General features: G+C 69.4%; 20 protein-coding genes. 11 read left to right on the forward strand and 9 right to left on the reverse strand.

Features of this window, described 5'->3' with window-relative positions:
* The first annotated feature begins 64 nt into the window (after positions 1-64).
* The gene (locus tag JNUCC0626_RS17225) at positions 65-4,195 is read left to right on the forward strand and encodes an HD domain-containing protein (RefSeq protein ID WP_394620778.1); all 4,131 of its coding nucleotides are present in this window, start codon (positions 65-67) and stop codon (positions 4,193-4,195) included.
* 48 nt (positions 4,196-4,243) lie between these two features.
* Here JNUCC0626_RS17225 and pafA read toward each other — a convergent pair whose 3' ends face one another.
* Positions 4,244-5,602, reverse strand: a complete 1,359-nt coding sequence (pafA, locus tag JNUCC0626_RS17230) for a Pup--protein ligase (protein WP_394620779.1) — start codon at positions 5,600-5,602, stop codon at positions 4,244-4,246.
* 116 nt (positions 5,603-5,718) lie between these two features.
* Between pafA and JNUCC0626_RS17235 the strand changes: the two genes are divergently transcribed.
* The 4 genes from JNUCC0626_RS17235 to JNUCC0626_RS17250 are packed head-to-tail and all read left to right on the forward strand — an operon-like array spanning position 5,719 to position 10,917.
* The gene (locus JNUCC0626_RS17235) at positions 5,719-7,083 is read left to right on the forward strand and encodes a bifunctional phosphatase PAP2/diacylglycerol kinase family protein (RefSeq protein ID WP_394622049.1); all 1,365 of its coding nucleotides are present in this window, start codon (positions 5,719-5,721) and stop codon (positions 7,081-7,083) included.
* 41 nt (positions 7,084-7,124) lie between these two features.
* The gene (locus JNUCC0626_RS17240) at positions 7,125-7,883 is read left to right on the forward strand and encodes an IclR family transcriptional regulator (RefSeq protein ID WP_394620780.1); all 759 of its coding nucleotides are present in this window, start codon (positions 7,125-7,127) and stop codon (positions 7,881-7,883) included.
* A 51-nt stretch (positions 7,884-7,934) separates the two neighbouring features.
* Entirely contained in the window at positions 7,935-9,404 is a 1,470-nt protein-coding gene (gene glpK / locus JNUCC0626_RS17245; RefSeq protein ID WP_394620781.1) for a glycerol kinase GlpK, read from the forward strand.
* Entirely contained in the window at positions 9,397-10,917 is a 1,521-nt protein-coding gene (locus JNUCC0626_RS17250) for a glycerol-3-phosphate dehydrogenase/oxidase (RefSeq protein ID WP_394620782.1), read from the forward strand. The genes glpK and JNUCC0626_RS17250 overlap by 8 nt, the downstream gene beginning before the upstream one ends.
* 25 nt (positions 10,918-10,942) lie before the next feature.
* On the opposite strand, the gene JNUCC0626_RS17255 is transcribed toward JNUCC0626_RS17250, so the two are convergent.
* Positions 10,943-11,362: a MarR family winged helix-turn-helix transcriptional regulator gene (locus JNUCC0626_RS17255; protein WP_394620783.1), complete on the reverse strand. Its 420-nt coding sequence runs from the start codon at positions 11,360-11,362 to the stop codon at positions 10,943-10,945.
* Between the two features lie 81 nt (positions 11,363-11,443).
* Between JNUCC0626_RS17255 and JNUCC0626_RS17260 the strand changes: the two genes are divergently transcribed.
* On the forward strand, positions 11,444-12,052 hold the full coding sequence (locus tag JNUCC0626_RS17260) for a maleylpyruvate isomerase family mycothiol-dependent enzyme (RefSeq protein WP_394620784.1): 609 nt from the start codon (positions 11,444-11,446) through the stop codon (positions 12,050-12,052).
* On the opposite strand, the gene JNUCC0626_RS17265 is transcribed toward JNUCC0626_RS17260, so the two are convergent.
* On the reverse strand, positions 12,042-12,629 hold the full coding sequence (locus tag JNUCC0626_RS17265) for a GNAT family N-acetyltransferase (RefSeq protein ID WP_394620785.1): 588 nt from the start codon (positions 12,627-12,629) through the stop codon (positions 12,042-12,044). The genes JNUCC0626_RS17260 and JNUCC0626_RS17265 overlap by 11 nt on opposite strands.
* 174 nt (positions 12,630-12,803) lie before the next feature.
* On the opposite strand from JNUCC0626_RS17265, the gene JNUCC0626_RS17270 reads away from it, so the two are divergent.
* The 4 genes from JNUCC0626_RS17270 to JNUCC0626_RS17285 are packed head-to-tail and all read left to right on the forward strand — an operon-like array spanning position 12,804 to position 17,323.
* A complete protein-coding gene (locus JNUCC0626_RS17270) occupies positions 12,804-13,349 on the forward strand; it encodes a PadR family transcriptional regulator (protein WP_394620786.1) in 546 nt (181 codons plus the stop codon).
* Positions 13,346-14,050 (forward strand): ABC transporter ATP-binding protein, encoded by a 705-nt coding sequence (locus JNUCC0626_RS17275; RefSeq protein WP_394620787.1) that lies wholly within the window; start codon positions 13,346-13,348, stop codon positions 14,048-14,050. Before JNUCC0626_RS17270 ends, JNUCC0626_RS17275 begins: the two co-directional genes overlap by 4 nt.
* Positions 14,047-16,680: an FtsX-like permease family protein gene (locus JNUCC0626_RS17280; RefSeq protein WP_394620788.1), complete on the forward strand. Its 2,634-nt coding sequence runs from the start codon at positions 14,047-14,049 to the stop codon at positions 16,678-16,680. Before JNUCC0626_RS17275 ends, JNUCC0626_RS17280 begins: the two co-directional genes overlap by 4 nt.
* A 10-nt stretch (positions 16,681-16,690) precedes the next feature.
* Positions 16,691-17,323 (forward strand): alpha/beta fold hydrolase, encoded by a 633-nt coding sequence (locus JNUCC0626_RS17285; RefSeq protein WP_394620789.1) that lies wholly within the window; start codon positions 16,691-16,693, stop codon positions 17,321-17,323.
* A 440-nt stretch (positions 17,324-17,763) separates the two neighbouring features.
* Here the strand turns inward: JNUCC0626_RS17285 and prcA are convergent, their stop codons facing one another.
* The 5 genes from prcA to JNUCC0626_RS17310 form a co-directional block, all read right to left on the reverse strand.
* Positions 17,764-18,537 (reverse strand): proteasome subunit alpha, encoded by a 774-nt coding sequence (gene prcA / locus JNUCC0626_RS17290; RefSeq protein WP_394620790.1) that lies wholly within the window; start codon positions 18,535-18,537, stop codon positions 17,764-17,766.
* Positions 18,538-18,571: 34 nt separating this feature from the next.
* A complete protein-coding gene (gene prcB / locus JNUCC0626_RS17295) occupies positions 18,572-19,420 on the reverse strand; it encodes a proteasome subunit beta (protein ID WP_394620791.1) in 849 nt (282 codons plus the stop codon).
* Positions 19,421-19,469: 49 nt separating this feature from the next.
* A complete protein-coding gene (locus tag JNUCC0626_RS17300; protein WP_030471529.1) occupies positions 19,470-19,664 on the reverse strand; it encodes a ubiquitin-like protein Pup in 195 nt (64 codons plus the stop codon).
* A 79-nt stretch (positions 19,665-19,743) separates the two neighbouring features.
* Entirely contained in the window at positions 19,744-21,237 is a 1,494-nt protein-coding gene (dop, locus tag JNUCC0626_RS17305) for a depupylase/deamidase Dop (protein ID WP_394620792.1), read from the reverse strand.
* A 212-nt stretch (positions 21,238-21,449) separates the two neighbouring features.
* Positions 21,450-23,825 carry an FtsX-like permease family protein gene (locus JNUCC0626_RS17310; RefSeq protein ID WP_394620793.1) on the reverse strand — a complete coding sequence of 792 codons (2,376 nt, stop codon included), beginning with the start codon at positions 23,823-23,825 and terminating at the stop codon, positions 21,450-21,452.
* A 107-nt stretch (positions 23,826-23,932) separates the two neighbouring features.
* Between JNUCC0626_RS17310 and JNUCC0626_RS17315 the strand changes: the two genes are divergently transcribed.
* Positions 23,933-24,430, forward strand: coding sequence for an NUDIX hydrolase (locus JNUCC0626_RS17315; protein WP_394620794.1), 498 nt, complete (start codon positions 23,933-23,935; stop codon positions 24,428-24,430).
* Here the strand turns inward: JNUCC0626_RS17315 and JNUCC0626_RS17320 are convergent.
* On the reverse strand, positions 24,417-25,295 hold the full coding sequence (locus tag JNUCC0626_RS17320) for an aldo/keto reductase (RefSeq protein ID WP_394620795.1): 879 nt from the start codon (positions 25,293-25,295) through the stop codon (positions 24,417-24,419). The two genes, JNUCC0626_RS17315 and JNUCC0626_RS17320, sit on opposite strands and share 14 nt — an antisense overlap.
* Positions 25,296-25,310 lie beyond the last annotated feature (15 nt).

Below are 25,310 nucleotides of genomic sequence, written 5' to 3' on the forward strand. Positions count from 1 at the left end.
CTGAACGGGTGACGTCTCGCGTCGCTCCCGTACTTGTCCCGAGCCGCAGCAGAAGATCTCCAGCATGCCGGAGAACGACTCACGTCTGGTGATCGGAGCGACTGCGCCGGAGCGGTCGCTCGCCGAAGTCGCCACCCCGCATCCTTGGACCACAACGGCGCTCAGCCACCTCGCCTCCTCGAATGCGATGCTCACGGCTTGCTCCGCCGTCGTCTCCACCCTGGCGCACGAACACACCGCCGCACGTGCCAGCCTGACGTACGACCCCTGGTCCGACGAAGGGTTCGCGGACCGGTTCACCCGGCGGCTGCGCTGGTTGACCAGGCAGGTCCTGCCGCCGGGCGTGCTGCGGCTGTCCGACGCCGAGGACGCCTTGCTGGTCGTGTTCCCTTACCTGCACCAGACGTTCTGGGCACATCGGGCGGTAACAGTGCTGCAGGGTGCCGACCCGGTGGAGGCGGCCTTCACGTCGGGAACCGGCCCACCAGGGTTCGGCGCGTTCGCGGCCGGGCACGGCGCCCTGTACCGCCGGGGCGTCCGTGCGACGCAGACGGGAGACGCAGCCGCCACCAGCATCGGCTGGTGGCTGTTCCACCGCTGGCTCGTCCGGCAGCCCGAATGCTACGACCCCAGCACGATCACGTCGTTGCTGCCCGAATCAATCGCCACGCCGCTGGACGCTGTGCTCACGCGGCACCGGCTCATGGAGCTGATGCGCGCTGTCCAACTCGACCCCGCCTATTTGCGCCGGGTCGACCGGCCGGGCACGTTGAAACCGTCCGTACGCATCGCTGGCGGCACCGAGATCGAACAGGATCTGCACGAACAACTGCTCGGCTACCTGGTCGTCGTCGCGCACCGCACCGCCGTGGACCCCACCATGTTGCCCCGCGTGGTCGCCGACCACCTCGGCATCGACGACGGAATCACTCCAGACGAGGTACTCACGTCGATCCGGGCGGCGACGTGGGACGGCAACCGCACCCGCGTTCTGACGACCGACTGCCGGCATCCCGCTACGGCACTGGCCCTGCACGACCGCGCGGCCGCCGTTGACGCGGTGCTGACAGAGATCGTCCACGCTGCGGAGGAGTCTGCCGCCCTCGCACCGCTCAAGCACCTGCCCGTCCATGCCTCTGCGGACGGCACTACCCCGACCACGTCGGCAGGACACCGCTTCCGCCTCGCCGACGAGCAGGTCCAGGCGCTGCTCATGGGCGAGCAGCTCTACGGTACGCCGGACCTCGCCATCCGCGAGCTCTACCAAAACGCGCTCGACGCCTGCCGCTACCGCCAGGCCCGGACAAGGTATCTGAGCAGGACGGGCTCCCTGTCAGCGCCGTGGCAGGGCCGGATCGAGTTCTACCAGGGCGTCGACGAGAAGAACCGGCCGTTCCTGGAGTGCTCGGACAACGGGATCGGGATGGGCGAACGCGAGCTGGTGGAGGTGTTCGCCCACGCCGGCGTTCGGTTTACCGACATGCCCGAGTACGTCGAGGAGCAGGCCGACTGGGCCGCCACCGGTGTCGAGTCGTTCCCCAACAGCCGGTTCGGCATCGGCGTGCTGAGCTACTTCATGCTGGCCGACGAAATCACCGTGACAACCTGCCGCCTCAGCCGTTCCGGACGTCCTGGCCCCAGACTGGAGGTCCACATAGCCGGACCAGACGCGCTGTTCCGCGTCCGCGACCTCAACCAGGGCGAGGAAGCGGGCACCGTGGTGCGCCTGCACCTGAGGCCCAACGCGACATCGGTGAGCTGCACTGACCTGCTGCGCCGCATCCTCTGGCTGAGCGACTTCACGGTGACCTCCGAAGACCCCGGCGGTCGTCAGTCGTGGGAACCGCGGCAGCTGTCGGCGTTCGCCCCGATCGGCGCGAACGACCCGATGGCGGACCGAGCCTCTCGAACTGCTCAGAACGTCCTGGCCACCGACGATGCACGAGTGTGGTGGTGCGACGGCTTGGGTGCTGTCCTGGCCGACGGGCTGTGGGCAGGCGAGCTCGCGTTCGGTGCCGTGATCGACCTCGTCGGCCGGGAACAACCGATGCTCACGGTGAACCGGGAGAAGATCCTCGGTCTCGACCGCACCTCGGTCGAAGCCCATCTGGCGAACCACGTCCACGAGCTCGTGAGCTCGGCAGGCTCCCCGTTGTCGCACCCCTGGCTGGCGAAGCTGTCGCAGACGATGCCGCGGCTAGCGGACGACATCTGCGACCGTGCGATCAGCGCCAGGTACCAGCCGTGGAGCGTCGGGACGACCGAGGCGCCGATCGAGATCGTCGGATGCTTCCCGTCCGACGCCGACATGCTCACGACGAAGAACACCGCCCCGCAGTGGAACGACCGTGTGAGCACGTGGCGCCTAGAAGCCTGGATCCAGGCAGACGAACCTGATCGCTCACACCCTGCCACCGTAGTTCCCGCCCGTCCGTCGGACGTGCCGCTACTCGCATTCAAAGGGAGCAAGGCATCGCTGGGTCACGTGCTGATGGCATCTGGCAAGACCCAGCTGTCACCCGCCGATGTCGTCGCTCGCCTCGCGTTGCTCGGTGTGGAAACCGTTGCTCCGGGCCGGATTCCCACCGAGGCGAAGCCGACGGACCAGGACCTGCTTCGTGACCACGTCGCCAACGGCGAGCCCAACGACCACAAGTGGATCGAGCACAACCAGCCGGTGTCCCAGTTCCAAGTGCTCATGGCATCAACCGTGAGCGGGCTGTCCCCCGCCGAAGTGAGCGCGAGACTCGATGAGCTCGGATACGACACCAGCCACATCAGACGCCTGCCTGCCGACGCGGACGCTCGCCTGTTGATGACGGAATCGGTACCGAGACCGCTCCAACCGGGCAAAACGGTTCCGGTCGCACACATCATGGTCGCCGCGGCCGAGACCCGGTCAACGCCGGCCGAGGTGGGGCGCCAACTCGTCGAACTCGGCTTCGCGACACCCGATCCAGCGGCGCTGCCGAAGAACACCGACCCCGTGGACTCCCTGATCTTCATCAGCCCGAACGCAAGCCCGCAGGACTACATCGCCAATCCGGTGCAACGGCAGCAGGTGGTGGGCATCGCATTGGCAATGTCGAACGGTTCACCCGCGAAGATCGCTGCGAGGCTGCGCGCAGCAGGACTCGACACGACGGCACTCGACAGCTTGCCCGAGCACCTCACCCCGCTGGACCGCGCAATCACCCGAGAGCAGGGAAAGATCGACAAGGCCGGCTTGGGGCAACTCCGGTCATCGACCGCTCGTACCGGGCACGTGGTCGCCGCGGCGCTCAGGACGAATCAGCGTCCGGTAGACGTCGCCCGGCGCCTGACCGAGCTCGGATACGAATGCCCTCCCGCCGAGCATCTGCCAGACGACGCGACTGCCGATGATCTCGACCTCCTCGGGATTGTGCGCACATCGGGACCAGGCGAGAGGTACCGGATCTGGCTGCCCACCGGTGAGGCGGTCAGTCTCCAGCACATCATCATCACTGCGGCGACGCACGCCATGAGCCCTTCGGCCGTGGCGAGGCGTATGGCCCAATTCGGGTTTTGCGCACCGGAACCCGTCCCAGGACTGACCGTGCATTTGGGAGACCTAGTGCTGTTGAGCGTCAACCTGGATGGTCAGGACCCCTGGCTGGACCATCACCACCGAGCGTTGAGGACGGCGAACGCGACCGTGCCACTTGGTCATGCGCTGGCGGCAGCGGCCAAGCTGAGCCGCCCACCCGCCGAGATCGTCGGAAGACTCTTCGATCTGGGCCTGGGTAGCCAGGCAGCAACGTTGCCCGCCAGAGTCGAACGCCAGGACGCAACGTTGCTGAGTCGCATGTTCCCCCGTGAGATGGCGTCGATCTACCGGCTCTGGGAGTTCGGCTGGATCGGGGTGGACCGCCCCGTGAGCGCACGCCACCTGCTGCTCCAGTCGAGGAGGACCGGGCTCTCACCGACCGAGATCGCGTCCAGGCTGGTCGGCCTGGGCTTCCAGGTCACCGACGTGGGGGCACTCCCCTCGTCCATCGACGAGGCCGACGAGAAGCTGCTCACCGACTCCTACACATTGAGGTTGCCGTGGTCTGACGAATCAGAGATGAGCGTCGCGCGCAGCTCGATTATGCTGATGGCGCGCAAGAACGATCTGTCCCCTCGCGGGGTTCTCGACCGGCTGACGCTCCTCGGCATCGAGGTCACCGATTGAGAAGGCGGCGGGCCCGCGATCGGCCCGCCGCCATTCTTCAGCACATCGTCAGAGCGACGAGATGAGCCGCTCCACGCGCTCGTCCACCGCCCGGAACGGGTCCTTGCACAGCACCGTCCGCTGCGCCTGGTCGTTCAACTTCAGATGCACCCAGTCCACGGTGAAGTCCCGCCCAGCCGCCTGCGCAGCCGCGATGAAGTCGCCGCGCAGCTTCGCCCGGGTGGTCTGCGGCGGCGTGTCCTTGGCGGCCTCGATCTCGCCGTCGTCGGTCACCCGCTCGACCTGCCCCTTGCGCTGCAGCAGGTCGAACACGCCACGGCCGCGACGGATGTCGTGGTAGGCCAGGTCGAGCTGGGCGATGCGCGGGTTGGACAGGTCCATGTTGTGCTTGGCCATGTACCTGTTCATCAGGCGGTTCTTGATGGCCCAGTCGATCTCGCGGTCGATCTTGGACAGGTCCTGCGACTCGACGGCGTCCAAAGTCCGGCCCCACAGTTCGAGGACGCGCTGCGCCATCGGGTCCGGGGAGCGCTTGGCGACGTGCTCGACGGCCTTCTCGAAGTACTCGCGCTGGATGTCCAAAGCCGACGCTTCCTTGCCGCCGGCCAACCGAACCGTGCGACGACCCGTCAGGTCGTGCGAGATCTCGCGGATCGCGCGGATCGGGTTGTCCAGGGAGAAGTCGCGGAACTGGACGCCCTGCTCGATCATCTCGAGCACGAGGTTGGCGCTGCCGACCTTGAGCAGCGTGGTGACCTCGGACATGTTCGAGTCGCCGACGATGACGTGCAGGCGCCGGTAGCGCTCGGCGTCGGCGTGCGGTTCGTCGCGGGTGTTGATGATCGGGCGGGACCTGGTGGTCGCCGAGGAGACGCCCTCCCAGATGTGCTCGGCGCGCTGCGAGAGGCAGTAGACGGCGCCGCGCGGGGTTTGGAGGACCTTGCCCGCGCCGCAGATCAGCTGGCGGGTCACGAGGAACGGGAGCAGCACGTCGGCGATGCGGGAGAACTCGCCTGCCCTTGCGACCAGGTAGTTCTCGTGGCAGCCGTACGAGTTGCCCGCGGAGTCGGTGTTGTTCTTGAACAGGAAGATGTCGCCGCCGATGCCCTCGTCGGCGAGCCTGCGCTCGGCGTCGACGAGCAGGTCCTCGAGGATCCGCTCACCCGCCTTGTCGTGCGTGACGAGCTGGACCAGGTCGTCACACTCGGCCGTCGCGTACTCCGGGTGGGAGCCGACGTCGAGGTAGAGCCGGGAACCGTTGCGCAGGAAGACGTTCGAGGAACGACCCCAGGAGACGACCCGGCGGAACAAGTACCGCGCGACCTCGTCCGGGGAGAGACGACGCTGCCCGTGGAAGGTGCACGTCACCCCGAACTCTGTCTCAATGCCGAAGATCCGCCGCTGCATCCCTCAACAGTAGGCGAACCGGAGGCGGAGCAGGGTGATCCGTTCGGGCGGCACGCCGGTTGCGGTTTAGTGTCAGAGGGGTGTGGAAACGGGTCAGCGCTCTCGACAAGAAGCTCATGAGCTCCTCCGCCGGACTGCCTCCGAGCAGGCTCGACCGAGGTTTGAAGAGGCTTTCGAAAGCCGCCAACCACAGTCTGCTGTGGTTCGTCATCGCGGCAATTCTGGCGGCCAGGAAAGGGCCGTTCCGGCGGGGTGCGTTGCGGGGTCTCGCGGCCATCGCCGGGGCCTCTGCCAGCGCGAACCTGGTCGGGAAGTCACTTTTCCCGCGCCGCCGGCCCGCTGCTGATCTGCTCGCGATGCCGCGCCGGCTGTCGAAGCGGCCGACGTCCTCGTCATTCCCGTCCGGTCACTCCGCGTCAGCGGCCGCTTTCGCCACGGCGGTGGCGCTGGAATCACCCAAAGCAGGCGCCGTGGTCGTCCCGATCGCAGCCGCCGTGGCTTATTCACGCGTGCACACGGGCGTTCATTGGCCGACGGATGTCGCGGCCGGTGCGGCCGTGGGTGTCGGCGCGGCGTACCTGACCCGACGGTGGTGGCCGCTCGGGTTGAACGAGCCCGCGTCGGCCTACGAACACGCCGACCTGACGTCGTTGCAGGAGGGCGACGGGCTGGTCGTCGTCGTAAACCCGAACTCCGGCATCGGCCCGGACCCGACGCCGCAGATCACCGAGGAGTGGCCGAAGGCGCAGATCGTGTCGGTCGCGGACCTCGACGACCTGCCCGACGCGAAAGCGCTCGGCGTCGCCGGTGGTGACGGCACGGTGGCCGCCGTGGCCGCGGCCGCCGCCGAACGCGACCTGCCGATGGTCCTCATCCCCTCCGGCACGCTGAACCACTTCGCCCGCGACGTCGGCATCACCGGCCTGCACGACACGGCGCAGGCGGTCGGCGACGGCGTGGGCGTGCGGGTCGACCTCGCACAGGTCAACGACCAGTGGTTCGTCAACACGGCCTCGCTCGGCGGCTACCCCGACATGGTGCGCATCCGCGAGAAGCTCGAGAAGCGCTGGGGCAAGTGGCCGGCGGCGGCGATCGCGATGTTCCGCGTCCTGCAACGCGCCAAGCCGCTGAAGATGACCATCGACGGCGACAAGCACCTGGTCTGGATGCTGTTCGTGGGCAACGGCCCGTACCGGCCGAAGGGCTTCGCGCCGACCATGCGCCCGCGCCTGGACGACGGCCTGCTCGACGTCCGGTACGTCCGGGCGGACCGCAGGTACTCGCGGACCCGGTTCTTCATCGGCGCCCTGCTCGGGGCGCTGGAGCACTCCCGCATGTACACGCACCTCGAACTGGCCTCGCTCAACGTCGAGGTGCACGGGCCGCCCATCTCGATCGCGACCGACGGCGAGGTGCGCGAGCGGGCCAACCACTTCAAGTTCCGCTCCCGTCCGGCCGCTCTGGGCATCTATCGCCCCTGAGTGTTCGACATTGTCGAACGTGCGCAGCTAGAGTGGGGTGCGTGCCCGGACCCATTCAGTCCATTCAGCGAGCCGCGGAGGTCCTGAAGCTGCTCGCGCACGGCGGCGCGCACCAGCTGAGCGTCGGCGAGATCGCCCGCGCCCTCGACCTCGCGAAACCGACGGTCCACGGCATCCTGCGCACGTTGCAGGAGGTCGGGTTCGTCGAGCAGGAGGTCGAGGGCGGCAAGTACCGCCTGGGGGCCGCGCTGTTCCAGATCGGCACGAGCTACCTGGACGGCAACGAGCTGCGCGCCAAGGCGTTGAACTGGTCGGACACGCTCGCGATGCGCGCGCGTGAGGCGGTGCGCATCGGCGTGCTGCACGGCAACCACGTGCTCGTGGTGCACCACGTGTTCCGGCCGGACAACAGCCGGCAGACCCTCGACACCGGCTCGTTGCTGCCGTGGCACGCGACAGCGCTGGGCAAGGCCCTCGTCGCGTTCAGCGAAGACTGGCCGAACAGCGACCTCCAGCCGTACACCCGGCACACCCTGAACGGCGACCATCTCACGTCCGCGCTGCACGAGGCCAAGGACCGAGACTGGGCGTACGACCTGCACGAACTGGTCGAGGGCGAGGCCTCGATCGCCGCCCCGATCCGCGACCGCAAGGGCGTCGTCGTGGGCGCGATCGGCATCTCCGGACCGGTCGAGCGGCTGTGCGACTCCCCCGACCAGCCCCCACGCCTGGAGCTCGTCTCCTACGTACGTGAGGCAGCTCGCAGCGTCTCCAGGGAGCTCGGGGGCCTCTCCTGGTAGTAACCTGACACCGTTCGACATTGTCGAACGGCACAGAGAGGTGCTGACCAGGTGAGCTACATCGCTGCGATCGACCAGGGCACGACGTCGTCCCGGTGCATCGTGTTCGACCAGTCAGGCGGGATCGTGTCGGTCGCCCAGCGCGAACACCGGCAGATCTTCCTGAAGCCGGGCTGGGTGGAGCACGACGCGACCGAGATCTGGACGAACGTCCAGGCCGTCGTGCGTGACGCCCTCTCTCACGCGTCGCTCACGTACGCCGACATCGCCGCGTTCGGCATCACCAACCAGCGCGAGACCACGGTCGTCTGGGACCGCGAGACCGGCGAGCCCGTGCACAACGCCATCGTCTGGCAGGACACCCGCACCGACGCGCTGATCAGGCGACTCGGCGACCAGGACAGGTTCCGCGACCGCTCCGGCCTCCCCCTGGCCACGTACTTCTCCGGCCCGAAGCTCCGCTGGCTGTTCGACCACGTCGACGGCCTGCGCGACCGGGCCGACCGCGGCGAGGTCCTGTTCGGCACCATGGACACCTGGCTGATCTGGAACCTCACCGGCCGGCACGTCACCGACGTGACGAACGCGTCGCGCACCATGCTGATGAACCTGGAGACCCTCGACTGGGACCAGGAACTCCTCGACGCCATGGACGTGCCACGCGCCGTGCTGCCCGAGATCCGTTCCTCCTCCGAGGTGTACGGCACCTACGAGGGCGTGCCCGTCGCGTCGGCGCTCGGCGACCAGCAGGCCGCGTTGTTCGGCCAGACCTGCTTCGCGCCCGGCGAGGGCAAGTGCACCTACGGCACGGGCGCGTTCCTGCTGATCAACACGGGTGACCAGCCGGTGCGCAGCCAGAACGGCCTGCTCACCACCATGGGGTACAAGATCGGCGACGAGCCCGCCGCGTACGCGCTGGAAGGCGCCGTCGCCGTCACGGGCGCGCTGGTGCAGTGGTTCCGCGACAAGGTCGGGCTGATCAGCTCGGCCGCGGAGATCGAGACCCTCGCGCGTACGGTCGAGGACAACGGTGGCGCGTACTTCGTGCCCGCCTTCTCCGGCCTGTTCGCGCCGCATTGGCGCAGTGACGCCCGTGGGGTCATCGCGGGCCTGACGGGTTACATCTCGCGCGGGCACCTCGCACGGGCCGTGCTGGAGGCATCGGCGTGGCAGACGCGTGAGGTCGTGGACGCGATGAACGCCGACAGCGGTGTGGACCTCACGACGTTGCGCGTCGACGGCGGCATGACGGCGAACAACCTGCTCATGCAGTTCCTGTCGGACGTGCTGGACGTGCCGGTGGTGCGCCCGATCGTGGCCGAGACGACGTGCCTGGGCGCGGCGTACGCGGCCGGCCTCGCGGTGGGCTACTGGAGCAGCACCGACGAACTGAAGGCCAACTGGCACAAGGCGGCCGAGTGGGAGCCGTCGATGGAACCGGCCGCCCGAGCGAAGGGCTACCGGAAGTGGAAGAAGGCGGTCGAGCGGACCGTCGGGTGGATGGACGAGGACGATGACTGACTCAGCTCAGAGGATCCGGGCTCGCGAAGAGCTCCAGCACGGCAAGTTCGACGTCGTCGTGATCGGCGGCGGCATCCTGGGCATCGCCACGACCTGGGCCGCGGCGCGGTCCGGCCTGCGGGTGGCCCTGGTCGAGAGCGGCGACTTCGCGGGCGCCACGTCGTCCGCGTCGTCCAAGCTCGTGCACGGCGGCCTGCGCTACCTCGCGATGGGCCCGTCGGCGGTGCCGATGGTGCACGAGAACCACAAGGAACGCCGTGCGCTGGGCGACCGCCTCGCGCCGCACCTGGTGCGCCCGCTGCCGTTCCTCGTTCCCGTCTACAAGGGCGGCCCGCACAGCCGGTTCGTGCTGGGTGCGGGCGTCACGTTGTACTCCGCGCTGTCGGGTTTCGGCGACGGCATGGGGAAGGTGCTGTCGGCGCGCAGGGCCGTGGAGTGGGTGCCTGACCTGCGCGCCGACGGTCTGCGCGGGGCCGCGATGTACTACGACCACCAGATGAACGACAGCCGCGTGGCGATCACCGCCGCGCGCGCCGCCGCCGAGGCCGGTGCCGTGCTGCTCAACCACATCTCGGTCGTGGGCCTGCGCAGGACCGGCGCGAAGGTCACCGGCGTGGACCTGCGCGACTCGCTCGGCGAGTTCGGAGTGGACGCGAAGGTCGTCGTCAACGCCACCGGCCCGTGGCTGGACGTGCTGCGGCGCATGGAGGACCCGGCGGCCGACCCGTCGATCCGCCTGTCCAAGGGCTCGCACCTGGTGCTTAAGCAGAACTCCGAGTGGAAGGCCGCGCTGACGATCCCGGTCGACGACGTGCGCGTGTCGTTCGCGATCCCGTGGGAGGGCCACCTCCTCCTCGGCACCACTGACGAGGCGTACGACGGCGACCCGGCGAAGGTGGCCTGCACCGACGCCGACATCGACCAGATCCTGAGCGAGGCGGGCACGGCCGTCACGGGCCTGGACCGCTCGCGCATCGCGTACACGTTCGCGGGCCTGCGCGTGCTGCCCGGTGGCCCCGGCGACACCTCGCACGCCAAGCGCGAGACCGTGATCACGGCGGGGTCCGGCGGCATGATCAGCGTGGCCGGCGGCAAGTGGACGACGTTCCGCAAGATCGGCGCCACCGTCCTCGCGCGGGTGAACTCCGAGCTCGGACGCACCTTCGAGGGCCCGCTGGACGGCGTCGCGCTGCCCGGCTCGGCGCTGCCGGACACCGTCGGCTCCGTGCTCGGCCACGCCTACGACGCGCTGCCCGACGACGTGGTCCGCCACCTCGCCACCCACTACGGCACGACGTCGCACGAGGTCGTGGCCCTGGGCCTGGAGAACCCGGCGCTGCTGGAGCGGGTGCACCCGGACGGCCCGGACATCTGGGCGCAGGTCGAGCACGCGCGCCGCACCGAGTGGGCCTCCGAGGTGGACGACGTGCTGCGGCGCCGCACGACCGTGATGGTGCGCGGCCTCGACTCCCCCGAGGTGCGCACCAGGGTGTCGGAGCTGCTCGCCTCCTGAGTCGTCCTGACCCGTGCCGCTGTTCTCAGCGGTACGGGTCGGTGATCTCGCCGAGCATCTCCAGCGCCTCCCGCAGCTGCGTCATCCGCCGCTTGCCGAGGTGTTTCTCCCACTCCGCCTCGATCTTCGCCAGTTCGGCGTTCGCGACGGGCACGGCGTCGAGGGCTTTGGCGGTCACCTTCACCAGGCGCGCCCGGCCGTCCGCCGGGTCGGGGACGCGTTCGACGTACCCGGCCTTCTCCAGCTGGTCCACCAGGAACCCCGCGGTCTGCTTGGTCACCTGGGCCGCCTCCGCGAGCACCGTCAGCCGGGTGCCGTCCGGGTCGACGCGCATGAGGACGCGTGCCTGGGCCTGCGTCACGTCGAACCCCGCCGCGTTGACCGCCGCCAGGACGCGGTTCTCCACGTCGCGGTTCGGGATGAAGAGCAGCAGCCCGATGTTCACGCGCGCACCCCCGTTGCATTTGGTCAGAGACTCTGATTAAAGTAGTCAGTCTCTCGAACCAAATCAAGCGGGAGGCCGACCATGGACGAGACGCGGATCTGGCAGGTCATCGCTTCCGAACGGGCGCAGACCGCCGACCTGCTGGCGGGCTTGAGCGACGCGCAGTGGGCGCACCCGTCGTTGTGCGCGGGCTGGACGGTCCGCGAGGTGGCCGCCCACCTGACACTGGGCCCGCGAATGAGGATCGGCGGCACTCTCAGCGCGTTCGTGCGGGCACGCGGGAGCTTCAACCGCATGGTCGACCAGACCGCGCGGGCCGAGGCGCGCAGACCGACCGCCGAGATCGTCGCGACCCTGCGCAGCCTCGTCGGGTCACAGCGACTCGCGCCCGGCCAGACGTTGCTGAACTGCCTGATGGACACACTCGTGCACACCCAGGACATCGCACTGCCGCTGGGCGTCGAACGGCACATGCCGGTCGAGGCCGCCGTCACCTCGGCCGACGACCTTTGGCGGATCGGGTTCCCGTTCCACGCGCGCCGCCACCTCGCGGGACACCGGCTCGTCGCGATCGACGCCGAGTGGTCCGTCGGCGAGGGCGCCGAGGTCAGCGGGCCGATCGAGGCGCTGGTGATGCTGCTCGCCGGCCGCACCGCGACGATCCCGCGGCTCACCGGCATCACGGCTTGAGGGCGCGCACCACTCTCCGACACACGTGCACGCGCTCGAATCGTTGGCGCATCTCGGTTTCCCGTTCGATCCGGGCGTGCAGCACGGCGCCGGACACCACCAGGCCGTGCCGCGCGCTCACGGCCGTGTCGACCTCGTCGGCGGACGCGTGCAGGCGCAGGTACGCCTCGGCCTTCACGAACCCGTTGCGCGCGAACCAGTCCAGCGCGGTCCCGTCCTCCAGGATCCAGGCGTCGAGCGTGCGCACCCCGCAGCGTTCCAGCCGGGGTACCGCCTCCTCCAGCAACGCCGTCGCGATCCCGGCGCCCTGGTGGTCCGGGTGCACGACGACCGTCTCGATCGTGGCCTCCTCGGCCGGCACCGTCACGTCCAGGATGCCCGTCACCGCACCGGCTTCCGTTGCGACGAGTTCGAGGTCCGTGCGGCGCTTGGACTGCCACACGTCGTCGTAATAGTTCGTCTCCAGCAGCCCTAAGACTCGGCAGCGCAGCCACGAGGGCTCGTCCGCCGGTTCGTAACTCCTGATCTCCGCGGGCCCTCCCGGCGTGACACCGGTCCGGCCCGTTGCTCCCAGCAAGTGCACTTCCCCAGTTCGTTTCCCCGTGGCGTCGACCACGACGTCCCCCAGTTCACCTGACCGCAGCCGGACGTCTCCGGCACTGTCCAGGGTTCCTGATGAAAGGCCCGCCCGCACGTGCGTTTCGCCGGTCACCGTTGCCAGGAACATACTCAGTATGCATACTCAGTAGGTATGTCGGTCAAACACGGTCTGCTGGCGCTGTTGAAGCGCGGACCCATGTACGGCTACCAGCTGCGCGCGGCCTTCGACTCGGCCACCGGCGGCACGTGGCCGTTGAACATCGGGCAGGTCTACACGACGTTGTCCCGCCTGGAACGCGACGACCTGGTGATCGCCCTGCCGGAGAGCGAGGGCCAGCGCCCCTACGAAATCACCGAGCACGGCCGCGACGAGCTGAAGAAGTGGTTCGCGACGCCCGTCCAGCGCGGTGACCGTCCGCGCGACGAGGTGGCCATCAAGCTCGCGCTGGCGATCACCACGCCGGGCGTCGACGTGGCCAAGGTCGTGATGACGCAACGCACCGCCACGATGCGCACGCTGCAGGAGTACACACGGCTCAAGACCCAGCCGTCGGACCTGCCGTGGCTGCTCGTGCTGGACGCGATGATCTTCCAGGCCGAGGCCGAACTCCGCTGGCTCGACCACTGCGAGACGAGCCTCCTGCGCCACACCCCCGTGCCCGCGCCCGTCCCGACGGACGTCGAGGTGCCGAGATGACCGCCCTAGAACTCCGCGCCGTGCACCGCGTCCACGGCACCGGCGAAACCCAGGTCAACGCCCTCAACGGCATTTCGCTGACCGTCGCCCCCGGCGAACTGGTGGCGATCATGGGCCCGTCGGGCTCTGGCAAGTCGACACTGCTGAACCTCGCGGGCGGCCTCGACAGCCCCACCAGCGGCGAGGTCCTCGTCGACGAGACCAGCCTGCAGTCGTTGTCCCGCAGGCAACTCGCGGCCTGGCGCCGCAAGCGGATCGGCTACGTCTTCCAGGACCTGAACCTGATCGCCAGCCTGACCGCCGCCGAGAACGTGGCGCTGCCACTGGACCTCGACGGCGTCCGCAAGTCCCGTCAGCAGGCCGAGAAGGCACTGTCCGAAGTGGACCTCGACGGCTACGCCGACCGGTTCCCCGACGAGATGTCCGGCGGCCAGCAGCAACGGGTGGCCATCGCCCGCGCCCTGATCGGCGAACGCCGCCTGGTGCTGGCCGACGAACCGACCGGCGCCCTCGACTCCCGCACCGGCGAGACCGTCCTGCGGCTGCTCCGCGCCAAGGTGGACGCCGGTGCGGCGGCGGTCCTGGTCACCCACGATGCCCGGCACGCGGCCTGGGCGGACCGGGTCGTCTTCCTGCGCGACGGCGTGGTGGTCGACGTGTCGTCCCGCGACCAGCCAGAAGAACTGCTGAGCACACCGTGAGCGGATGGCGCGCAGCACTGCGCATCGCCCGGCGGGAAGCCCGCCGCTCGGCAGGCCGGTCAGCCCTGGTGATCGCCCTGATCGCGGTCCCGGTGGCGGCCCTGTCGTTCGCGGCGATCGTCCAGGACTCCACCAACCCGACCCCCACCGAGGACGCGAACCTCCGGATGGGCGCCGCCGAGGCGTTGGTGAGCTGGCCCTACCGCGGCCCGGTGATCCAGGAACCCACCAGGGACTTCGCGATCCCCAAGAGCAACGGCGAGGGCGAGGAGCCGTCCGAGGCCCGTCTGCGCACGCTGCTGCCGGGGTCGGACCTGGTGCCGGTCGAACGCGGCGGCGTCAACATCCGCACCACCGCCGGCGTGGGCCGCGCGGGCGTGCGCATGCTCGACCTGAACAACCCCCTCACCACCGGCATGATCACCCTGCTGGAGGGCCGGGCGCCGACGTCGGCCGGCGAGGTCGCGTTGTCCCGCAAGGCTTTGGACCGCACCGGCACCCAGGTCGACGGCACCCTCACCACCGAGGACGACCGCACGTTCAAGGTCGTCGGCGCCATCGAGGAACCGACCCGCCTCGACAACACCACCGTCGTGGCGCTGCCCGGCACGTTCGAGGCGACCGACCGCGCCTGGCTCGCCACCACGCCGCTGACGTGGTCGAAGGTCAAGGACCTCAACAAGTCCGGCATCGCGGTCCTGTCCCGCGAGGTGCTGCACAACCTGCCGTCACGTGCCGAGCGCTACCAGGAACTCCCCGGCTCGCACGAGCTGACCGCCGACATCCTGATCCTCGTCGCGGGCCTGGCCGTGCTGGAGATGTCCCTGCTGGCGGGTTCGGCCCTGGCCGTGGGAGCCCGCCGCCGCAAACGCGAACTGGCCCTGATCGCGGCCGTGGGCGGCTCCCCGTCCCACGTCCGCCGAGTGGTCCTGGCCGACGGCGTGGTCATGGGCACGGTGGCCGCGCTGGGCGGCGTCCTGCTGGGCGTCCTCGCCTCGATCGCCGCCCGCCCGTTGGTCGAATGGCTGCTGGCCGAACGCTTCGCCGCACACCGCTTCTACCCGTCGGCCCTGGCCGCCCTCGCCCTGCTGGCGATCGTCACCGGCGTCCTCGCCGCCGTGGTCCCGGCCTGGATCTCCTCCCGCCAGGACGTGGTGACCGCGCTGGCCGGACGCCGGGGCATCACCCGCTCGCGCCGCCGCTGGCTGCTGCTGGGCCTGATCCTCATCGCGGCAGGCGTGGCCACCGGCGTCTACTGCGCGATCACGATGGTGCTGCCGGGCATCCTGGTCGCGCTGATCCTCACCGAGGTGGGCCTGGTCCTCTGCACCCCGTCCCTCCTGGGCCTGCTGGCTCGGGCGGGCCGCTGGCTCCCGGTCCCCCTCCGCATCGCCCTGCGCGACGCCTCCCGCAACCGCACCGCAGCGGCCCCGGCGATCTCCGCGGTGATGGCCGCCGTGATCGGCGCGGTGGCCGTGAGCGTCATGCTCACCTCCCAAGCCCAGCAGGAGGCCTCCCAGGTAGCGGGCGCCATGGGCGACGTGACCGTCTACCGCCTCGACGACCTCACGAAATCCACCACGACCCCCATCCCCGAGTCAGTCTTCGCCGCGCTCCGCAACACCATGCCCACAGCCGAAACCCACGAACTCAAACTCCTCTCGTGCGACGGCGGCCCGTGCTTCGCCCACCTGCGCCCACCACCGGCCCGCGAATGCCCGTACACCTTGGACGTCCTCCACCGAGACCCGACAGACGCCGAACAGCAACAGGCTCTGGCCGACGCCCGCTGCACCGGCGTGGGCAGAACCCACCGCTACTTCGGCATCTACACCACCTCGGAAGGCTTCCTGGTCGTGGCGCCACCGACGTCCGTCCAATCGCTCCTCAACCTGACGCCCGCCGAAGCCTCAGCAGCCTCCGCAGCCCTGCGCGACGGCAAAATCGTCATCAACAACCCATCGTTGGTGGACAACGACAAAACCCTCCTGGCCACCGGCACGAACGCCACCACCACCGAGGCCCCAGCCTTCGCAACACCGGCCAATGGCGCCCCTCTAGCCGTGATGACCGAAGAAACCGCACGCGCGTTGGGCTACAACGTCACAACGTTCACCATGTACGCCACCACAACCCGCATGCCCACGGAGTCCGAACAGGAGGCCCTGACCGCAGCCCTGGGCGGCGAGTACGAGGTGACGGTCACCCGCCCGACAGAGTCCGACGTCCAACAGGCCCTCACCGTCCTGGGCCTGGTGGCGGGCGTCATCACCCTCGCGGCAGCCGCACTGGCCACCGGCCTGGCAGCAGCAGACGGCCGCCGAGACCTCACCACCCTGGCCGCAGTGGGCGCCACCCCCACCCTCCGCAAACTCCTGTCCCTGAGCCAAGCCGGAGTGATCGCGGGCCTGGGCGGCCTCCTCGGCACCACAGCGGGAACAGCCTCGGCCCTGGCCCTGCTGGCCGCACTCAACCAGGGCTACCAGAACATCTGGCCCAAACCAGACCTCAACCCGTTGACCATCCCGTGGCCCACGCTGGCGATCTCGGTCCTGGTGGTCCCCGCCGTGGCCATGCTGGGCGCGGCCCTCTTCACCAGATCCCGCCTGCCAATCGAACGCCGCGAATAAGCTCGGCGGCATGACCACCTTCGCCATAGCGCACGGAGGCGGCGACGTGGGTTGGTCCTGGCACCTGGTAGCGCACGAACTCCAGGCCCAGGGCCACACCGCGGTAGCCCCGGACCTCCCGATCGAGGACGACACCACCACCCTGACCGACTGGGCAACCACCCTGATCGAGGCCCTGCCGTCCACAGAGGGCGTGGTCGTAGTAGGCCACTCCTTCGGGGGCCTGGTGGCGCCCCTGGCAGCAGCACGCCTCAACGCCCCGCTGATCTACGTGACGGGAATGGTCCCCGCCGTGGGCGAAACGCCCAACGACTGGTGGACAAACACGGGCTACGAGGACTCGGGCCTGGACGACCAGTTCTTCCACGACGTCCCACCAGACCTGGTGGCAGAGGCCCAAAAGCGAGAACGCGGCATGTCCGAAGCCGCCATGGGCATCCCGTGGCCGCTGGACGCACTACCGCAGGTACCGACGCACTTCGTGCTGTGCACCGAGGACCGCTTCTTCACGCCGACCTTCATGCGCAAGGTGGTGGCAGACCGCCTGCCGGGAGTCACGCCGGTGGAACTGGCCGCGGGCCACTGCGCCGCCCTGAGCAAGCCGAAGGAACTGGCCGCTCTCCTGGTCGCCTGCGCAGGCTGACGCAGGGGTCCCCTCGGGTTTCGGCCCCCGCGACCCAACGGCAACGCCGAAGGCGAGGCGTCCTTGAGTTTCTTGGCTCAACGCGCACCCGAGCTACGCAATGCCGAAGGCGAGCCGTCCCTCTCAGGCCACACGTGAAGCGGGTGAGGTGACGTGCCCGCACAAACCCAGCCACGTACGCGTGGGATTGGGGCTTGACTTTGGGTGCGAGGTGCTACCACTCGTGGCTCGGCCGGGCGCTTTTCAGCCCGGCCTTTCCGGCCGGCCAGCGCCTCGCAAGGGCCCCGAAGTCAAGCCCCAATCCCTATCGTCGCGAAGCGGCGATGACGAAACCAAAGCTCGTCTCAATTCTTTGTGCCCCAACGCAACCACCTACGCAAGGTGACCAAAGCAAAAGGCCCCCAGGAGCCAAACTCCCAGGGGCCAAAGCTCACAACCGGTTACTTGGACGAGTCGTCAGACGAGTCCGGCGGCAGCTCGACATCCTCAACCGCCTTGCCATCCTTCTCCACAGCAGGCATCAAAGCGTCCAAAGCCGCACCGGCGATCCGCCGGAACGCCCGCCGAGGCCGAGCCCGCTCCAACACCGCCACCTCCAACTTGGCAGCAGGCAGCAACTCGGCCGACCCGCTCCCGGTAGAAGGCGACCCGGCCGACAGAGCCCGAACGGCCAGGGGAACAGCCTCAGCCAACGAAAGCCCGTCAGCGAAGGCCTCCTTCAACGCCGTGTTGGCGGCATCGACGGTGCCACCCATCACGATGTACTGAGGCTCGTCCACAATGGACCCGTCGTACGTCAACCGGTACAACGTGTCGGTCGAGGACGAATCCCCGACCTCGGCCACGCAGATCTCCACCTCGAAGGGCTTGATCTGTTCGGTGAAGTAGGTGCCCAGCGTGGTCGCGTAGACGTTGGCCAGCGAACGCGAGGTCACGTCGCGCGGGTCGTTCTGGTACCCGCGCACGTCGGCGAAGCGGATGCCCGCCTGGCGCAGGTTCTCGAACTCGCTGTAGCGGCCCACGGCGGCGAAGCCGATGCGGTCGTAGATCTCCGACACCTTGTGCAGGGTGCTGGACGGGTTTTCCGCGACGAACAGAATCCCGTCGGCGTACTTCAGCACGATGACGCTGCGACCCCTGGCGATGCCCTTGCGGGCGTACTCGGAGCGGTCGCGCATCACCTGCTCTGCCGATGCGTACAGCGGCATCGTCATGGGTGGTGCTCCTGACGTCGAACGTGTGGGGGACTCAGCCTGCGGGACGTGCTCGGCGGCCTTCGACGACCGCGTCGGCGACCGTGGCCACCTGGGATTCCGGCACCTCTACGGCACCGTCGGCGCCGTTGATGGTGACCACGACCGGGTAGAGGCGGCGGACCGGGTCCGGGCCTCCGGTGGCCGAGTCGTCGTCGGCCGCGTCGTAGAGCGCCTCGACGACGGAGCGGATGGCCGCGTCGGCGTCGGCGTCCGGGTCGTAGAGCTTCTTCAGGGCCGACTTGGCGAAGAGCGAGCCCGAGCCCACGGCCTGGTAGCCCTGCGACTCCTCGTAACGGCCGCCGGTGACGTCGTAGGACACGATGCGGCCCGCGCGTTCCGGGTCCGTGGCCGAGGTGTCATAGCCCGCGAAGAGAGGCACCACGGCGAGGCCCGCCATGGCGGCGTCGAGGTTGCCCCTGATCATGGCCGACAGGCGGTTCGCCTTGCCGTCGAGCGACAGGGGTACGCCCTCGATCTTCTCGTAGTGGCGCAGCTCCACCGTGTACAGGCGCACGATCTCGATCGCGATGCCCGCGGTGCCCGCGATGCCGACGGCCGAGTGGTCGTCGGTGACGAAGACCTTCTTCATGTCGCGCTGGGCGATCACGTTGCCCATCGTCGCGCGCCGGTCGCCGGCGATCACGACACCACCCTTGTAGGTGGCCGCGACGATCGTCGTCCCGTGTGGGGCCTGGACGGTCCCCTCCGGGAGCTTCCGGGCGCTGGGCAGCATGTCGGGTGCCTGGGCCCGCAGGAAGTCCGTGAACGACGACGAGCCTGGCGTGAGGTACGCCGAGGGCAGCGCCGCGGCCGGGTAACGCCCGGTCGAGCTGTTGTCCATGTGTTGGTTGTTCTCCCGTCCCCGAGGTGGTCCGCAGGCCCCCGAAGGCCTACTGACCGCCCTTTTGCACGTAGGCGCGGACGAAGTCCTCCGCGTTCTCCTCCAGCACGTCGTCGATCTCGTCGAGGATCGCGTCCACGTCCTCGCCGAGCTTCTCGCGACGTTCCTGACCGGCTCCGGCGGCGTCGTCCGCGCCGTCGTCGCCGTCGCCACCGCCCTGGCGCTGCTTCTGTTCCTGGGACATCTCGGCCTCCCACTGACTCGCCTGACAAGAACACTACCCAGCGGCACCGACAAAAATCCTGAGCCACTCGGGTAGACGATCACCCGCGAGTCAGCGCGTCCACCAGTTGCTCGGCGGTGTCAGAGGCCTCAAGGAGGGCTCCGACGTGCGCTTTCGTCCCGCGAAGGGGCTCGAGCGTCGGAATTCGCACGAGGGATTCTCGACCGAGATCAAAGATCACGGAGTCCCACGACGCGGCCGCCACAGAGGTCGGGTAACGCTCCAGGCACCGGCCGCGGAAGTACGCACGCGTGTCCTCGGGCGGCGTGGTGATGGCCGCACGGACCTCTTCCTCGCTCACGAGCCGCTTCATCGAGCCACGCGCGACGAGACGGTTGTAGAGGCCCTTGTCGAGGCGCACGTCGGAGTACTGCAGGTCGACCAGGTTGAGCCGGGCCGCGCCCCACTCCAGGCCGTCGCGCTGCCGGTAGCCCTCGAGCAGCCGCAGCTTGGCGACCCAGTCGAGCCGGTCCGCGCACTCGGACGGGTCACGGGCCAGCGCGTCGAGCACCTCGCCCCAGATCCGCAGGACGTCGCGGTCGCCGACGCCCTCCTTCTCGACGAACGCGGTCGCGCGCTCGTGGTAGGCGAACTGCACGTCGAGGCCGGTGAACTTACGTCCGCCGGTCATCTCGACCTTGGTCTTCAACGTCGGGTCGTGGCTGATCTGGTGCACCGCGCGCACCGGGTCGACCATGCGCAGGTCGTCGAACCGCTGCCCGGCCTCGATCATGTCGAGCACCAGCGAGGTGGTGCCGACCTTGAGGAACGTCGAGTACTCGGCCAGGTTCGCGTCACCGATGATGACGTGCAGGCGGCGGTACTTGTCCGCGTCCGCGTGCGGCTCGTCGCGCGTGTTGATGATGCCGCGCTTCAACGTCGTCTCGAGGCCGACCTCGACCTCGATGTAGTCCGAGCGCTGCGAGAGCTGGTAGCCGGCTTCCTCACCGGACTGCCCGATGCCCACGCGGCCGGACCCGGTCACGACCTGGCGCGACGCGAAGAACGGCGTGAGGCCCGCGATGACGGCCGTGAACGGCGTCGAGCGCTGCATCAGGTAGTTCTCGTGCGTGCCGTACGACGCGCCCTTGCCGTCGACGTTGTTCTTGTAGAGCTGCAGGCGGGGCTGGCCGGGCACGGACGCCGCCTTGATCGCGGCCTCCTCCATCACCCGCTCCCCCGCCTTGTCCCAGATCACCGCGTCACGCGCGTTGGTGACCTCGGGTGCCGAGTACTCGGGGTGAGCGTGGTCGACGTAGAGCCGCGCGCCGTTGGTGAGGATGACGTTCGCCGCGCCCAGGTCCTCGACGTCGGAGTCGGCCGGGTGCCCACCGGGCGAGCCCAGGTCGAACCCGCGCGCGTCGCGCAACGGCGATTCCACCTCGTAGTCCCAGCGCGCCCGCCTGGCGCGCGGTATGTCCGCCGCCGCCGCGTACGCAAGAACCACCTGTGTAGAAGTGAGCACCGGGTTCGCGGTCGCGTCGCCCGGCACCGCGATGCCGTACTCGACCTCGGTTCCCATGATCCGCCGCATAGCCCACACCCTACGACCTAGGCCCGGCGTTGTGGTGATTGCCGCTTGAACGTGGCTCTTGCGAGGTCGCGCAGGTCGTCCGGTCACCCCTTCTTCCTGGATTCGGCGAAGCCCTGTCCAGGAAGAAGGAGTCAGGCGGACGACCGGCTACCAGGCGACCTCGCCGCCGTCTCCGAAGGAGCGGCAGACGAACACAGCTCCCCTCGCCCTATTCACCCGGACGCCAATCCGGCGGCAGGCCGGATCCTCGAAGCGCCGCGAGAAGGGCCGAAGGCGGCGATCACGGCGAGCAGGACGACCGCCAGCGCGCCGATGACCAGCGGCAACACGACCTTCAGACCTGGCAGCGACATGTCGATGCCGACCGAAAGAATCGCGATCTGGGCGTACGCGAACCCGAGCACACCGCCGCCGATCACGCCCACGAGGGCCAACATGATCGCTTCAGCGATGACTCCGCCCTGTAGTCCGCCCTGAGTGACGCCCAAGGCGCGGCGCAGCGCGAGCTCCTTGCGGCGTTCCTGGACCGAGATCGTCAGCGCCGTCCCGATACCGGTCACGGCGACCGCCACGGACAGCCCGAGCAGCACCATCATCAGCACGGTGCCGAGGTGCATGTACCGCTCGGCCTCGGCGCGCTCGTCCGCGTCCGTCTCGACGATCACGGTCGGATTGGCGGGCAGGGCGGCCTGCATGCCCGCCCGGAACTCGGCGGGGTCGACGCCGGGCTTCAACGCGACCAGCACCTTCTCGGCGGGACCGGACGTGACGCCGCCGACGATCGACGTGTACCCGGTGAGGCGCCCCGGGATCGAGCCCACGACCTTGTACTGCTTGCCGTTCGCCTCGACGAACGGCCGGTCGAACCAGTCCGGCGCGAGCGCGACGCCCTCCGCCAGCTGCCCGGCGCCGGTGGCGTCCTGCGCCTTCAGCCACGCGTTGAACTGCGCGGGATCGGCGCCCGAGACGCCGTCGTCGATCTTGTGCAGCGCCACCGAGGCCTCGACGCCGGGCTGCGCGGGGATCTCCGGCAACGGCCGCTGCCCCGCGTCCACGACGGTCGCGTCGGGCCGCTGCTCGTTGGCGTAGGAGTACGTCATCTCCTGCGCGCCGCCCAGCAGGACCAGGAAGAACGTCACCATCGAACTGGCCAGCAGCAACGGCAGCGCGACCGACGCCGACCTGGCGGGCATCCGGCGCACCTCGGCGCCGGCGAGCTTCCACTGGGTGCCGCCGATCTTGCCGAACAGCCTCGCGATGAACGGCACCGTCACGGGCCCGAGGATCCAGAAGAGCCCGGTCACCGCGGCGATCGCGGAGAACGTCACGGCCAGAGGGGCCCCTGCGGTCCCCTTGGCGGCGATGGCGGCCAACGCGAGCAGCCCGGCACCAGCGGTGAAGAGAATGCCGAACACGAGCCGAAGACGACGCACGGACCGTGGCGGCACCTCGTTGTCCGCATCCCGAAGAGCGGCAAGCGGCGACACACGGGCAGCGTTGATCGCGGGCCGGACGGCGGCCATCACGCTCAGCACCGCGGCGACGACGACACCGAGGATCACGTACCCGAGCGACGGCAACAGCTCCGGGCTGAGCTCCACGGCCCCGAACAGCGCCGAGATCCCGGTCGCGTCGAACGTCCGCGCGAGCAGCCACGCCATCGGCCCGCCGAGCAACGCCCCGCCGACGCCGGCCGCCGCACCCGTCACGAACGCCTCGAGCAGGCTCCGGCGCACCAACGGCCCGCGCTGGGCCCCGATGCACCGCAGCAACGCCGTCTGCCGCTGCCGTTGCGCGTAGACCGCCCGGAACGTGGCCGCCGCGACGAACACCGCCGTCGCCAGTGCCAGCACGCTGAAGGGCAGCAGGATGAACGTCAGGTCGTTGCCGATCTTGTCGGCGTCCGGTCGCGGGTCCGAGACCCAGTACGCCGCGCCGGCCGCGCTCGTGACGGCCTCGCGCGACCCGCCGAGCACCCACACCTCCTTGGTGAAGGGCTGCGGGTCGAGCTTGCGCGCGAGATCGGGACCGGCCACCAGGACCGGCCGCGAGTCGAGCCCGCCGCGCTTCAGCACCCCGCTGACCGTCACGTCGAACGGCTTGCCGTCGGCGGAGGCGAGCTGGATCTTGTCGCCGGGCTGGAGATCGCGCTCGAACGCGGTGATCTTGTCGACGGCGACCTCGTTGTCGGCGGTGGGCTGCTTGCCCTCTGCCAGCGGCCAGCGCGCGAGGTCCGGCTGCTGGACGTTGACCTCGGCCCGGTGCTCCCCCGCACGTCCGTTGCCGTCCAGCAGGTCCGCCTGCGCGACCTGCACCGGCACCGCGCGGCCGACCGAGGAGAGCTTGGTGATCAGGGCGTCGTCGAGTTTCGCCGTGCTTCCGCCCTGCACGTTGCGCACGTCCACCACGTGCCCGACCGAGGCGGGGGTGAGGGGCGCGCCCTCGTCGACCGACCTGGTGAGCGCGTCGCTCAGCACCAGGGCGGCCAGCAGGCAGGCCACGCCGACGACGAGCGCGACGCCGGGCAGCAACGCGCGGCCCGGCCGGGCGCGGAACTCGGCGACGCCGAGCCGCAGGGAAGTGGACACAGATCCTCCTCGGTGACGTCTGACGCTCCCGAAGGTAGGAAGAATGGCGATCAGCGGGCGTCGGACTGGGGTAGCAAGCTCGCGTACGACCACAGGAGGACACCGGGATGATCACCCTCTACGACGAGGACGCGAACGCCATCGGCGAGGTGACGCGCGAACGGATGCGCGCCGAGAACCTGTGGCACGGCTGCGCCACGATCGTCGTGAGGTCCGTCGACGGCGAGCGCGTCTACGTGCACAAGCGCACCGACACCAAGGACGCGTTCCCCGGCCTCTACGACTGCACCGCGGGCGGCGTGATCGACGCGGGCGAGAGCCCGGCGGTGGCGGCGAAACGGGAACTGCGCGAGGAACTCGGCGTCGAGTCGCCGCTCACGTTCCTCTTCCAGACCACCTACGTCGACGGCCTCACCCGCTACCACGCGTGGATCTACGAGACGCGCACCGACGGACCGTTCGTGCACCAGCCGGAGGAGGTCGCCTGGGGCGGCTGGATGGACCTGGCCGAACTGCGCGTCAAGATCGCCGACCCGGACTGGGCGCTGGTGCCCGATGGCCGGGTCATCAGCCAGGAGTGGTTGCGGCGCACTAGTTCCAGCTGAGGGCCCCGCGGGTCTGCCAGTACTGCTCGGCGGGTTCGGCGAGATCAGGCAGGTCGACGTCGATCTTCAACGCGTCCAGGTTGGACAGCAACTGCTCCGGACTCGCCGCGCCGGACAGCACGACGTCCACGAACGGCTGCCGCGCGATCGCCGCCAGCGCGACGGCGTCCGGCCCGACGCCGAGCGCTTCAGCCTGTGCCGCAACCGCTTGCGGGGGCGTGACGACGAGCCGTCCGTTGGCCACGCCCTCCTTGACGATCACCCGCAGGCCGGCGTCGTGCGCCTCCCGCAGCGCGTCGCCGGCCGAGGTCTCCAGCAAGTTCCAAGTGGACTGGACGGACGAGAAGATGCCGAGCTCCAGGGCTTTGCGGATGGCGTCGGCCTGGCGCGGCCCGGACGTCGAGAACCCCAGCGGCACCCCGATCGCGACCATCGCGTCCTGCAGCGCGCGGTCGGTGAACAACGGGCTGTCGGCCGTCAGCGAGTGCACCTGGTAGAGGTCGACGCGCGGCAGCAGCGCGCGGGTTTCCCGCCACTGCTGGGTGAAGCGGGCGAGCGAGTGCTCCTTGACCTCGTGCACCTCGGCGTCCGGCCGCCAGTCCGCGACGTAGGCGTAACCCCACTTGCTGGAGACCGTCACGTCGTCGTGGCCGGGCAGCCACGACGACAGGAAGTCCTCCGACAGCCCGTACGACCGGGCGGCGTCGACCCACCGGATGCCCGACGCGTAGGCCGTGTCGAGCACACGGTGGCACTGCGCGCGCATGGACTCCACGTCGCGCACGGCCGGTAGCGCGCCCTCACGCCCGAGGTTGATGTACGCGGGACGACCGAGGGACGCGAGACCGAGCGCGAGTTGAGCCATGCCGACAACGGTAAA

This window comes from Lentzea sp. JNUCC 0626 (assembly GCF_043632865.1).
Lineage (GTDB): Bacteria > Actinomycetota > Actinomycetes > Mycobacteriales > Pseudonocardiaceae > Lentzea.